This window comes from Sulfuricurvum sp. (genome assembly GCF_028713855.1).
GTDB lineage: Bacteria > Campylobacterota > Campylobacteria > Campylobacterales > Sulfurimonadaceae > Sulfuricurvum.
This window is the reverse complement of record NZ_JAQTNN010000002.1, coordinates 225,606-238,113: the sequence shown is the minus strand read 5'-3', so window position 1 is coordinate 238,113 and position 12,508 is coordinate 225,606. Positions and strand designations below refer to the sequence as shown.

General features: G+C 43.6%; 15 protein-coding genes. 8 read left to right on the top strand and 7 right to left on the bottom strand.

All coding sequences use genetic code 11. The features are described from left to right. The first annotated feature begins 23 nt into the window (after positions 1–23). Together PHI47_RS03195 and PHI47_RS03190 are read left to right on the top strand one after the other, a co-directional pair. Entirely contained in the window at positions 24–1,088 is a 1,065-nt protein-coding gene (locus PHI47_RS03195) for an SO_0444 family Cu/Zn efflux transporter (RefSeq protein WP_299933682.1), read from the top strand. Positions 1,089–1,192: 104 nt separating this feature from the next. Beyond that, entirely contained in the window at positions 1,193–1,711 is a 519-nt protein-coding gene (locus PHI47_RS03190; protein WP_299933767.1) for a manganese efflux pump MntP family protein, read from the top strand. On the opposite strand, the gene PHI47_RS03185 is transcribed toward PHI47_RS03190, so the two are convergent. Beyond that, entirely contained in the window at positions 1,712–2,074 is a 363-nt protein-coding gene (locus PHI47_RS03185; RefSeq protein WP_299933680.1) for a hypothetical protein, read from the bottom strand. It abuts the gene before it with no gap. 62 nt (positions 2,075–2,136) lie between these two features. On the opposite strand from PHI47_RS03185, the gene PHI47_RS03180 reads away from it, so the two are divergent. After that, entirely contained in the window at positions 2,137–2,538 is a 402-nt protein-coding gene (locus PHI47_RS03180) for a rhodanese-like domain-containing protein (protein ID WP_299933678.1), read from the top strand. Between the two features lie 14 nt (positions 2,539–2,552). Here PHI47_RS03180 and PHI47_RS03175 read toward each other — a convergent pair whose 3' ends face one another. Both PHI47_RS03175 and PHI47_RS03170 read right to left on the bottom strand, forming a co-directional pair. After that, positions 2,553–2,942, bottom strand: a complete 390-nt coding sequence (locus tag PHI47_RS03175; protein WP_299933676.1) for a hypothetical protein — start codon at positions 2,940–2,942, stop codon at positions 2,553–2,555. 25 nt (positions 2,943–2,967) lie between these two features. Beyond that, the gene (locus tag PHI47_RS03170) at positions 2,968–3,282 is read right to left on the bottom strand and encodes a hypothetical protein (RefSeq protein WP_299933674.1); all 315 of its coding nucleotides are present in this window, start codon (positions 3,280–3,282) and stop codon (positions 2,968–2,970) included. A gap of 93 nt (positions 3,283–3,375) precedes the next feature. On the opposite strand from PHI47_RS03170, the gene PHI47_RS03165 reads away from it, so the two are divergent. Further along, complete coding sequence (locus PHI47_RS03165) at positions 3,376–4,584, top strand: diguanylate cyclase (RefSeq protein ID WP_299933672.1); 1,209 nt, start codon at positions 3,376–3,378, stop codon at positions 4,582–4,584. A gap of 1 nt (position 4,585) precedes the next feature. Here PHI47_RS03165 and PHI47_RS03160 read toward each other — a convergent pair whose 3' ends face one another. From PHI47_RS03160 to PHI47_RS03145, 4 genes are read right to left on the bottom strand one after another with little or no spacing between them, the layout of a single operon-like run. Further along, positions 4,586–4,924, bottom strand: coding sequence for a translation initiation factor (locus PHI47_RS03160; protein WP_299933670.1), 339 nt, complete (start codon positions 4,922–4,924; stop codon positions 4,586–4,588). Next, positions 4,921–5,127, bottom strand: coding sequence for a DUF1653 domain-containing protein (locus PHI47_RS03155; protein WP_299933668.1), 207 nt, complete (start codon positions 5,125–5,127; stop codon positions 4,921–4,923). Before PHI47_RS03155 ends, PHI47_RS03160 begins: the two co-directional genes overlap by 4 nt. Beyond that, positions 5,120–5,950, bottom strand: a complete 831-nt coding sequence (locus PHI47_RS03150; RefSeq protein WP_299933666.1) for a DUF5718 family protein — start codon at positions 5,948–5,950, stop codon at positions 5,120–5,122. Before PHI47_RS03150 ends, PHI47_RS03155 begins: the two co-directional genes overlap by 8 nt. Positions 5,951–5,972: 22 nt before the next feature. Continuing rightward, positions 5,973–7,577: an ATP-binding cassette domain-containing protein gene (locus tag PHI47_RS03145; RefSeq protein WP_299933664.1), complete on the bottom strand. Its 1,605-nt coding sequence runs from the start codon at positions 7,575–7,577 to the stop codon at positions 5,973–5,975. A gap of 131 nt (positions 7,578–7,708) precedes the next feature. Here PHI47_RS03145 and PHI47_RS03140 point away from each other — a divergent pair, with 131 nt between their 5' ends. From PHI47_RS03140 to PHI47_RS03125, 4 genes are all read left to right on the top strand, one after another. After that, positions 7,709–9,823 carry a GGDEF and EAL domain-containing protein gene (locus PHI47_RS03140; RefSeq protein WP_299933662.1) on the top strand — a complete coding sequence of 705 codons (2,115 nt, stop codon included), beginning with the start codon at positions 7,709–7,711 and terminating at the stop codon, positions 9,821–9,823. Positions 9,824–9,845: 22 nt separating this feature from the next. Beyond that, positions 9,846–11,771 (top strand): acetate--CoA ligase family protein, encoded by a 1,926-nt coding sequence (locus tag PHI47_RS03135; protein ID WP_299933660.1) that lies wholly within the window; start codon positions 9,846–9,848, stop codon positions 11,769–11,771. Between the two features lie 127 nt (positions 11,772–11,898). Then, the gene (locus tag PHI47_RS03130; RefSeq protein ID WP_299933658.1) at positions 11,899–12,174 is read left to right on the top strand and encodes an RNA-binding protein; all 276 of its coding nucleotides are present in this window, start codon (positions 11,899–11,901) and stop codon (positions 12,172–12,174) included. Between the two features lie 91 nt (positions 12,175–12,265). Further along, complete coding sequence (locus PHI47_RS03125) at positions 12,266–12,469, top strand: RNA-binding S4 domain-containing protein (protein WP_299933656.1); 204 nt, start codon at positions 12,266–12,268, stop codon at positions 12,467–12,469. The last annotated feature ends 39 nt before the right edge of the window (positions 12,470–12,508 follow it).

Genomic DNA, 12,508 nt, shown 5'->3' with positions numbered 1-12,508 from the left:
GTTATTATTTTCAGGAGTATCTTATGTATTTGATTTGGGACGCATTTTGGGAATTGAGTATCGATATGGGGATTTATATCCTTTTTGGTCTATTGGCCGCAGGGATATTGCATCAGATTATCAGTGAAACATGGATTCAAAAACATTTAGGTCCCGAGACTCATGGTTCTGTCTACAAAGCAGCCTTATTCGGAACGCCGCTCCCCTTGTGTTCATGCAGTGTTATCCCCTTCGCCGCATCGCTTCGACGCAACGGTGCATCTAAGGGGGCAACTTTATCATTTTTGATTTCAACTCCGATTACGGGAGTCGACTCGATTTTGGCGACCTTTGGAATGTTCGGATGGGTATTTACCCTCTATCGAGTTTGTACCTCCGTTGTTATAGCGATTGCGGCCGGCGTGCTAATGAATATTTTTGAACCCAAAGAGGTTGTCAAAAAAGGATTTTCTTTTACAGCCACAGCTCCGAAAATGACGCCAACAATTGTCCAAGTGACTAAAACAGAAGATAAAAAGCCATTTTCTGTCTCGGGTGTTTTTCAGTACGGTCTGGTAACACTATTGGGAAGCTTCAGCAAACCTCTCTTTTGGGGGCTGTTGCTCGGTGCTTTTATTACAGCGGCAATCCCTTCCAATCTCCATGAGCTCTTTAATGACAATCGATTTCTAAGCTATCTAATAGCCGTTGCAATCGCAGCACCTATGTATGTATGTGCTACCGCATCACTTCCAATAGCGGCTTCTTTGATTATAGCCGGAGTTTCCCCGGGTGCCGCATTTATCTTTTTAAGTGCAGGTCCCGCTACCAATACCGTGACGATGGGAGTGGTTAAGTCAATGCTGGGGACACGGGCCTTAGTGATTTATCTCTCGGTAATTGCCATCGGGAGTATAGCCTTCGGTGCATCCATCGATATGTTGTTTGAGTCACTCTCTATCACTATGAATGTCGATTTGCATGAGCAGCACGGAATACTCGAAGAAACTGCTGCAGTGCTCATGCTGGGGCTTATCGGATGGCACCTCATCCGTGGAGTATTTCAAAAAAAAGATACAAGTTGCAACGGGGGATCGTGCTGCTCATAAAACAGCACCTTAACAATTCGGGGCTTTGTCCGCTATAATTGCGCACTTATTGCTCAGGACTCCCCGTGAACGAAACCCTTCTTATCCTCGCCGTGGCTTTGGCTATGGACTCTGTCGCCGTATCGATCGCCATCGGCTCAAAATACAAAGATCTTTACCTCTCCAAAACCCTCTTTAGCGCAAGTATATTCGGTTTCTTCCAAGGAGCTATGCCGTTAGCGGGATATTTTATCGGGATCACCTTCGCCGAATATGTTCAATCATTCGATCACTGGATAGCCTTTGTCCTTCTAGTAGGTCTTGGGGGGAAAATGCTTTATGAAGCATATCAAAATGAGTTTGATGACGAGGTTACCGACCTCTCAACCAAAACCCTCATCACCTTAGCAATTGCGACTAGTATCGATGCAATGGCCATCGGGGTAACGTTTGCCTTTTTAAAAAGCGATATCTATACGGCAGCAGGTGTGATTGCACTGGTCACGTTTGCATTGTGTCTCGCAGCCGTGTATATCGGGAAAAAACTGGGTTCATTACTTGAAAGCAAAGCGGAGATGCTCGGAGGATTGATTCTTATCGGACTTGGATTTAAAATTCTCTTAGAACATTTAGGGGTTATTTAATTACCAACCGTCCGTAGCGTGATTATCATGTTTTGATTTCTTATAGCGGCGCGCATTTACCCGCTTCTCCAGCTGATTTTGGGCATAAAATAACTCTTCTTTAATCGTCTCGATCTCCATATCACTGGCTCGATAATCAAGGATTTTCTGACCAAGTGCTTCGAGTTCGGTGTACTCGTCTTTGTAAAGTGTTACCGCTTCATTCTTTTCTAAAAAACGAAAATTCATATCCACTTTTTGGTCATACTGCTCTTTCGTCGGGGACTCACTTTTGGCCAGATACGAGAGTATTCCGCTGATAAAACGACCCAACAGCCGGATATACCGAAGCCGTTTTGAATTTTCTGTTTTAGATGTCCCCATAAACCCTCATATTAATTATTCATCGATACAATACCACCATTATACCTATTAGAGGATTCAAAATGCGTATTCTTTTCATTGCCCTATTGATGTCTGCTACGACGTTAATGGCCGATTATATCCGTCAGCCGATTGATCAGAAACTGATCGATTCAAAAATCAAGATTATTGATATCCGTACCCCTTCTGAGTGGAAAACGACAGGACTTGTCAAAGGCTCCATCCCTATCACCTTTTTTGATGAACAAGGTAACTACAATACCGAAATCTTTTTAGGACAACTGAATAAAGTCGTCAAAAAAGGGGAAAAATTCGCCCTTATCTGTAACAGCGGAAACCGTACCCAAGTCGTGGGAAATTTTTTAGGAAAACAGCAAGGGTATAACGTTATCGATTTGCAAGGGGGGATTCAATACGCTATAGGAAAGAAACTCCCTCTAGAACCTTATAAACCCAAGCAATAAGCAGTACGATTCACTCAAAAAGTATGTTGGAGACTCATTCCGAGATATTTCCCCTCACTCGCCGAGTTTTGGAATACGGGTGATAAAATATACTGATCTGTAACAAATGCACCCAGTGCTGAACCTGCTACGTGTGAAGCGATATCAATTAACTGACCGCGGCCATTTCCATGAAGAGCATACTCTATACCCTGCTCCGCAGCAATAGCGGCACTGCTTATTCCAAATCCGATCATCCCTCTATCCGATCGATATTCCGGATAGAAACGATCGACTACAGCCGTAATCCCCCCTGCCATAACAGCCCCACCGGCAAAATGACTCAATTCACTGTTAAAACCATCATTTGCATTGAGTATTGAGGCAACCAATAGGCTATATCCTGCTAAACGTTTCAATTTCATATTTTCAACCTTCTTTAATCGATTCTCAACGTAAAAATTCGAGTAAATCGATATATTCTTTTTCGATAACACCGAGATTTTCCAACATCCGCATCTCATCCATGCCTGGATTATCGCTTAAAAACTCTCGACGCCATTGAATATTATCTTGAAGTTCGGTGAGCCCTGTGGAAAGATACTCAATCATCGATTCGATATCAACCCCTCGAATCACCCCTTCGGTATCAGCTTTATAAAACAAGAGCGCATAATCACCTGTCTCATGCGAAAAGCGAAAATCTTCAGCGATGTTATGGACAATCGTTTTAATCCGCTCGTCTTTGATAAGTCGTTTTGCCATCGTTGACCTCCGATTCTAATATGTGATTGTAATAGCTTTTGGTATAGGAGTTGCTTAGATTATTTATCCAAATATAAAAGATAAAAACAAACCGTGGAATCACTCAAACTAAAGTCCAAACTGCTCTATTTATTGTTGCTGGTTGGCTTCGGGCTCACCGTCGTAGGACTGATCGGATATTTTAATATCCAAAATATCAAACGGCACATGGATACCCTCTATTTCGGTTCCCTTCTCCCTTTAAATGAACTCTCATTAATAACCGATACCTATCAAAACGATCTTGCCATAACCGTTTATCGCTGGAATAATCATCTTATCAGTGACGATGATGCGGCACAAAAAATATCGGTTGGATTGGAAAAGATTCAACAAGGGTGGAGCAACTATCTCTCTCATCCCAAACGTCCTGAGGAGATGCCTTATGTTGATTACACCGAATCACAAATGGATCTAGTGGGAAATTATTTTACTCAACTCCGCTCAATCATTCTCGATCCGAAATTATCCCATCCGATATCATTAGCGACCTTAAACGATAATCTTCAATCGATCCATGAAACCCTCCACCGTCTTAGCATATACGAAAGTGCGGCGGCACAATATGAACATTCGGAGCTTATGGCACGATATCAAAATGCTCTTCTTCAACTGATCCTATTTTTGGTGGTGATATTGATTTTTGTCATGGGATTGGCATGGAAAATTTTTGCCCGTATCGAATTACAGCAGCAACAGTTGATTGAATCAACCGAAACCCTCCAACATCTTAATCTCAAACTCGAACAGGCTTCTTACACCGATTCTCTCACAGCCCTATATAATCGGCGCTATTTTAATGTCGTTTATGAGCGGGAGTTCAAACGCGCCCTGCGTTCCGGTAAACCGTTTGTATTTATGATGCTGGATATCGATTATTTCAAACAATACAATGATACCTACGGACATCTGCAAGGAGACCAAGCGCTTCAGGCAGTCGCTAAAACCCTCAAAAATACCTTTCAGCGTCCGGGAGATTATCCGTTTCGTCTGGGCGGAGAAGAGTTTGGAGTTATCCTCACCGATACGGATTGCACAAATGCCCGCTTGATGGGGGAAAAAGTACGTGCCAATATTGAAAGTTTAAAAATAGAGCATAAGGGGAGCAAAATTTTACCGACACTAAGCGTCTCCATCGGAGGAATATGTATCGTTCCGACGGCACTGATGGGAGATGATGCACTGATCCATGCGGCAGACACCAACCTCTATGCGGCAAAAGAGCGGGGGCGTAATCAAGTGGTATTTGGAAATAAACTGTAAGTTATTTCGGATTTTTAAACTTAAATCCCAGTTTTTCGAGATTTTCACGCACTTTCAAAGAGATATCTCCTTGGAACTCCATCCACCCCTCTTTATACGCACCCCCACAGGCAAGTGACTTTTTGAGAGTTGAAAGAGCCTTTTGGGCATCTTCTTCGCTGAGACTGAAAGGGCCGACAAGCGTCACCACTTTCCCTTTACGCTTCTCTTTTTGGAAAACAAGCCGGTGTGCGGAAGGATCGAGAAGAACGAGTGAGTTAGAAGTTTTCTCCTCCTCCATACTCCATCCATCATTCCATGATGCGCCGAGATCGAGCGAGAGTTTTATCCCTCGACTCACTGAACCTCTCCGCAGTATTCAAACCGTTTTGTTCCGTTGGGGAGAATCTCGATAAACATCTCCAGCGGTCGCACCCATAACCCCCGTTCGCCATACAGAGGACGATATACGACAAGACTTTCAGAGGTCTCAGAGTGTTTTGCCACTCCGATTACCTCGTAATGTTTTCCTTTATAATGACGATAAAGTCCTGGTTTAAGCACGAATCACCCTTTGCACCAATGCGCTGATTCCTTCGGATTCAAAAGCATTACGGTTCGCCATAGAGAGAATCGGATTGGTACAGTATTTTGCATTATCATACACCACAACGATCACCTCATCCCCCTCTTGTAGAAAGTTTATCTCTCCAAAACGGGTATAACGGGTCGCCCCGATGCTAATAATCGCCTGTTTAGGATTTTCGGCATCTAGCAAATACTCTCTGATCGGCTCTAATGGACCGAAATCACTCTGGGAATTAATCTGCTTTTTCATCCACTCCAGTAATTTACCGTAAAAGAAGCTGTACCCCGTGAGTTCGACATCTTCGCCATAGCGCATCAACATCCCCTCACGTCGTAAAAATGAGGCGATACGATAGGTATCCATCACTCCACCCTTCTCAAATGCATCGATCGCGATCAAGGTCGAAGATAATCCTTTGGATGCTTCGCCCCAATTTTTCTTATGGCTGATTTTCTCAGCTCCCTCTTTACGGAGCGAACAGTCGTTATAGGCACCGAAAAATTTCGGTGTGATCGCAGTTACGTTACCGTCTGCATCATAATCAAGATCACAAATAAGAGCCACTTCAGGTTCAGGCTGGACGTTACACTCTTCATTGGGAAGTAGAATCGTATTGGAACTGAGCGGATAAGTACCAAGCTGTCCCTCACGCCCGGGGATGTAAAAAGGAAACATCCCTTTCGGACCGTTCGGGTCTTCGGTGAGAATATCCTTAAAATCAGCACTTTCGCCTGCTTGTTCGAGGTGGAGGGCGAAGTTGCCCGCGACCCCTAATCCGATAAAAGCTTTATACTCCATCCTTCTCTCCACTCAATTCAAATTATAAACTTCCGCTCGCTTTAGCTTCGGCAAACTCTTCGTACGAACCTTTGAAATCGATATAAGTTCCATCGAGGTGCAACTCAATAATACGATCTGCAAATGCATCAAGAAGCTCACGGTCATGACTCACACAAATAACATTACCTTCAAAATCCAGCAACGCTTCACCCAATGCGATAATCGCTTCAAGGTCAAGGTGATTGGTAGGCTCATCGAGTACGAGGAAATTCCCCCCCTCCAACATCATCTTAGAGAGCATCATACGATGTTTTTCTCCCCCTGAAATTTTCTCTACACTTTTCTCTTGCTGTTCACCGTTGAAAAGCATACGTCCCAAACAGTTACGAATCTCTGAAATTTCACGTTTAGGATCAAACCCGCGAAGCCAGTCATACAGCGTTCCGTCCCCTTTGATTTTATCCGTAGTATCTTGCGGGAAATAACTATATTCAATCGTCGCTCCCCACGTAATAGTTCCGCTTGTCGGCTTCATCTCTTCCATAAGAAGTTTACACAAGGTTGATTTACCGGCACCATTGGCACCGATAATCGCAATTTTTTCACCCGGAGAAACAAGAATATCAAAATCGCGCAAGACATTCAAATCGCCATAACTGTGAGAAACATTCGCCACACGCAATGCTTCATCCCCCATAGGACGTTTCGCTTTGAAAACGATACTTGGGTCACGGCGGCTTGATGGTTTGATATCTTCGATGGTTAATTTATCGAGTTGTTTTTGACGAGAGGTTGCCTGTTTCGCTTTTGATGCATTTGCCGAGAATCGTCGGACGAACGCTTCGAGTTGCTCTTTCTCTTTTACTTTTTTATCACGGTCTAACTGTGCTTGGTTTGCCATAACGGTAGAAGCGAGATACCAATCATCATAGGTTCCGGTAAACTCTCGAATTTTTTGGAAATCGACGTCAAGAATGTTGGTAACAACGGCATTGATGAAGTGACGGTCATGCGAGATGATAACCAATGTCCCCTCATGGCGTTGAAGCTCACGCTCCAACCATCCGATCGTATCGATATCGAGGTTATTGGTAGGCTCATCGAGGAACAAAACGTCCGGTTTCGGGTAGAGCACTTGTGCCAACAAAACTTTAAATTTCTCTGATGATGGGAGGCTTGACATCAAATCATTGTGATGCTCCGAACTGATTCCGACGTTTTCCAAAATTTTGGCGATTTGAACATCGTATTCATAGGTCGGATCTTCTTCGACCGAGATCATCTCCAACTCGGCAAGACGATCGTTGGTTTTGTCATCTTCAAAATCGCCGTTGGCGTATAAATACTCTTTCTCTTTGATCGCATCGTAAAGACGTTTGTTCCCCCACAATACCGCATCGGCAATCGTGAAATCTTCAAATGCAAACTGATTTTGTCCTAAAATACCTACTTTGAGCCCCGGCTCGATAGAGACATCTCCCTCATACTCTTTGATCTCACCGCTGAGAATTTTCAAAAAAGTTGTTTTTCCGGCGCCGTTAGCACCGATAAGACCGTAACGTTTATTACGATCAAGTTTGAGGTTGATCCCCTCAAATAAAACCCGACTTCCAAAACGCATTGTTAATTTTGTGACTTGTACCATTGCAAAACTCTTTACATACTAAAATTTCGCGATTATAGCTAAATTCTGATTATGGATTCCTAATACATTTAAAAGGAAGTTTTAAACTATAACAAATTACAATATCACAAAATAATCACGTTTGGGAATATATGCAAGCCGAAGCCCCTCTTTATGATGTACTCAATTATCTTCCGGAAGGGATACTTATGGTCGATGAGCGAGGGGTTATTCTCTTTGCCAATGAAGCCTTTTCCGATATGGTCGGCTATGAAAATGACCTCCTTTTAGGGCTCAATATGCTGAGCCTGCTCGCTGATATCGACGTATTCACCGAGTGTATCGCCAAAGTTATGAGAGAAGGCAAATCGCTTAATGCCGATACCGATTTTCTCCATCGTGACGGTAAAATCATCCAAGCCATTAAGAGTGTGCGGATGATTCGTAAAAATAACCATATCCGTTTTTTTGTCAATGTGCGAAATCTCACAGACGTCAATCGTCTTAATAAAGAACTGCTCTCGTCCAAAGAGCTGATTGAACATCAGGCTCGGGAGCTATCCGTACTACTCACCTCTAAAAATCAAGAGATTGAAGAGATATTAGGCAGTATAAATGAGGTGATCTGGTATATCGACAATAAAACACTCTCACTGCGCTACGTCAATAATGCGGTTGAGGGGATTTTCGGCTTTACCAAAGAGATCTTTTTAGCCGATCAATCCCTTTGGCAGCAACAAATTCACCCTGATGACCGAGCCTTGGTACAGATGTTTTTTGAAACCTTGGCTCCAGGACAATCCCAAGAAATTCGATTCCGGATTTTTCGCAGTGACGGCGAATTTCGATGGCTCAACAGCCGCATTCATCACCATCCCAAACTCCAACTTTTTATCGGCATCACCAGTGATATTACCTCCTCTAAAACCCAAAGCGATGAGATTGCATTTTTAGCTTATCATGATCCGCTCACACAGCTTCCGAATCGAGCCAAACTGAAACTTCAGCTCGATAATCGCTTTGAAAATTCTCCCTCATCTCCGTTTGCCCTCCTTTTCTTGGATTTGGACAATTTTAAAAATATCAACGATACGATGGGGCATGAAATCGGCGATAAAATCCTTATCGAAGTAAGCCGCCGCATTCTCGAAACAGCGGCTAAATATGATTTTTGTGCCCGTTTCGGGGGCGATGAATTCGTTGTTTTGCTCCAAGATGCCGATACATCAAACATCGATATTTTCGCGAATCGTCTAATCCAAATATTCAAAACTCCGATACAGATCAATGAACTCGATTTTTTCCTTTCAACTTCCATCGGTATCGTTCTCTATCCCCAAGATGCTTCAAACGGCGAAGATTTGATCAAACATGCCGATACCGCGATGTACGAAGCCAAAAACAAAGGTAAAAACCAATTCGTTTACTACCACGCCTCGATGCAACGCGCTATTCACAACTTTTTACACATCGAATCATTGGTACGAGACGGTCTGAGCCAAAACCTGTTTGAACTCTATTTCCAGCCCCTGATCGATAGTAAAACGCTTCGCTTGGAAGGGTATGAAGCCCTGTTGCGCCTCCCTCATCCCCAAGAGGGATTTATAGCTCCAGACATTTTTATTGCGGTTGCCGAAACCAACGGCGATATTCTTCTCATCGGAAAAGAGGTACTGCGGCAAGCCTGTGACTTTATTACAACTCTTCGCGAACGTTCGGATGAACCGTTTTTCATTGCAATTAATGTCTCTGCCAAACAGCTTCATCAAGAGTATTTTGCGCATGACCTCCTAACGTATTTAGAAGAACGTTCTATTCCGCCCGCATTTTTAAAAGTTGAGCTAACGGAAAGTGCCGTTATGGAAAATATTGACATTGCCGCTGTTCAGCTCACGCAGCTCAAAAAGGGAGGGGTTAGAATCGCATTGGATGATTTTGGAACCGGATATTCATCTTTTGCCTATCTTGCTCAACTTCCCATTGATACCCTCAAAATTGATAAATCATTTATCCTCACTCTCTTTGAAGTGAATTCTCATCGTCATATTGTCGAAGCAATGTCCAATCTCGCCCATGTGCTCGGAATGAGTGTAACGGCCGAGGGCGTTGAGGGGAGCGAACATTTTGATTATTTGATCGAAAATAAAATCGATACCCTTCAAGGGTTCCACCTCTGTCACCCTCTCCCAAAAGATGTGATCTTGCAAAAATTTAAAAACAAAGACCTCTACTTTACACCCGCTCCCTCCTTAGGCTATACTACCTAAAAATTTGTTCTAAGGAATCGTCGTGCTCGAATCCGAACTTTATCCGCTTTTATCCCAATCGGGATTCCAAATCCCCCGATTTCGCCGCTTTGCTCTGAATGAACCGATTGCTCTTGATTTTTATCCCGTAGCACTTAAAGTCGAATCCCCTAAAATCATCCATAAAAGCGATATCGGAGGGGTAAGTCTTTCTCTTAGTGATAACGATGCGCTCGAAACAGCTCGGACACAAATGGTAAACCGGATTGCCGAGCATGGGATCGTATTGGACCCTCAGGACGGTTTTATTGCCACCGCTATGATTCAAGGGGAAGAACTTTTTGCCGGAGTCGTCGATGATCCTATTTTCGGTCAAATCATCCTCTTCGGCAAGGGGGGAGTTTTACTGGAGCTCTACCGCGACGTCTGCTACATTGATATCCACGCCGATGAGGCAGAGATCATCCGCGCGCTTCATACCACCAAAATCAGCAAGCTTTTTGAAGGATTTCGAGGTTCAAAACCGATGACTGCGGAAATCGTCAAATTTATCCAAATCCTTCAACGCTTCATCAAAACCCATCCAAACATTCGCGAATGCGATCTCAATCCCGTCATTTTCAACGCCCATGGATTGCACGTCGTTGATGCACGGATCGACTATCATAAAACTCTTCCCGATAACACACCGGTAACACGGCATCGCAATAATTTTTTTGACAATCGTACGGTTGCCGTCATAGGTGCTTCCACGGATCCGAACAAAGTGGGCTATGCTATCGCCCGCAACGCCCTCTCTTTTAGCGGTAAACTCTATTTGGTAAATCAAAAAGGGGGAAGTTTTGACGGTCATCCTCTGCTTTCTTCCCTTGATGATATTAACGATACGATTGACACCGCCGTTATTACCATCCCCTCTCATCGTGTCCTTGAAACAATTGAAGCATTAATCCCCAAAGGGGTCAAAAACCTCATCATTGTTTCGGCAGGCTTTAAAGAAATCGGCGATACCCAAAGCGAAGAGCGATTAAGCACCTTGGCACAACAGCACAATCTTAATATTATCGGACCTAATTGTTTGGGCTATTTTGAGGCCAAACATTCTCTCAACCTCACCTTCGGCTCGCCCAATATCCATAAAGGTTCTCTCGCCCTTATCGCTCAATCAGGCGCTGTCCTCTCATCCCTCATGGATAAGGCGACCCAAGAAGGGATCGGATTTTCGCATATCCTCTCTGCGGGAAATATGGCCGATATGAATTTTGCCGATATCATTGCGATGCTTACCGATTCCCCTGAATGCGAGGCTATTTCCCTTTATGCCGAGGGGATACGGGATGGAAAAGCATTTTTAAATTCACTCCGTAACTGTCCAAAACCGATTCGCGTCTACAAAGCAGGAAAGTCACCTCAAGCACGAAAAGCGGCATTTTCTCATACGGGAAATCTCAGTGGAGACTATCCAATGTTCCAAGGGTTATTGGAAAGTGTCGGTGTTAAAATCGTCGATTCGCTGGAAGCACTCCTCTACCCCCGAAGTTTTGATAATATTGCCATCATCACCAATGCCGGAGGGCCTGGAACCATATTAACCGATTGTATTATTGAAAGGGGGGCAAAACTTTATACGTTAACCGTCCGTGATATCGATGCACTCAACGCTGTTTTACCGTCCAACTGGTCGAACAACAATCCCATCGATATTATCGGAGATGCCCAGAGTGAACGTTTTGAAGCAGCGTTGCGTTGTGTGGATGCGATCGAGGCCATCGAAATGATCTATCTTCTGATCACTCCGCAAATGATGACCGATACCCTAAACATTGTCCGACTACTCGAATACCCGTGGAAAAAACCGATTTATCCCATTCTTTTAGGTGGGGCAATGATGAGCGATGCTCTCTCTTATTTACGCAAACACACCAAGCCGTGTTTTACCACATTGCACGAGGCCAGCGCATTTTTGTAAAGGTTCATCCCTATGGTTAGACTAATCTTTAAAATACAATTTTATTTAACATTCCCATAAGATTGTAATGGCTAAAATGTGCCAAGGATTATGCTGGTTATAGTTCGATTTTTTCACGGAGTACAATGTGACACAAATTTATGTCGGGAACATTCCCTACGGCAAAGACGAAAACGATCTTAAAGATCTTTTCGGACAATACGGTGAAGTTAGTTCGGTTAAGTTCGTAAATGATAAAGAAACAGGCCGCTTCCGCGGTTTCGGTTTCGTTGAAATGGCGAACCAAGACGAAGCTAATAAAGCGATCACAGCCCTCGAAGGTAACGATTTCGGCGGACGTACACTTCGTGTAAACGAAGCTCGTCCTCGTGCACCACGCCCTCCACGCAACGACCGCTGGTAATCACTTCCATGAAGCCCTTAGGGGCTTTCATGCCACTCAATACTTTTCCTTTTTTCTAAAAATTCTTTTAACTTTTTAACAAAGACATATCATGACTTATACGCTCACTGAACCTTTTATCGAATTGCACAAACTTATTAAACTTTTGGATCTTGTCGATACCGGCGGGCAAGCGAAACTATTGATCGAAAATGCTCAAGTATTCCGCAACGGCGAAGTTGAAACCCGCAAGCGGGCAAAAATCACCAAAGGGGAGAAAATTACGATCGGTGACGTCACCATCGACGTGATCTAATACATTGTTTATTAATAGAGTTTTGACTATAATCACGCA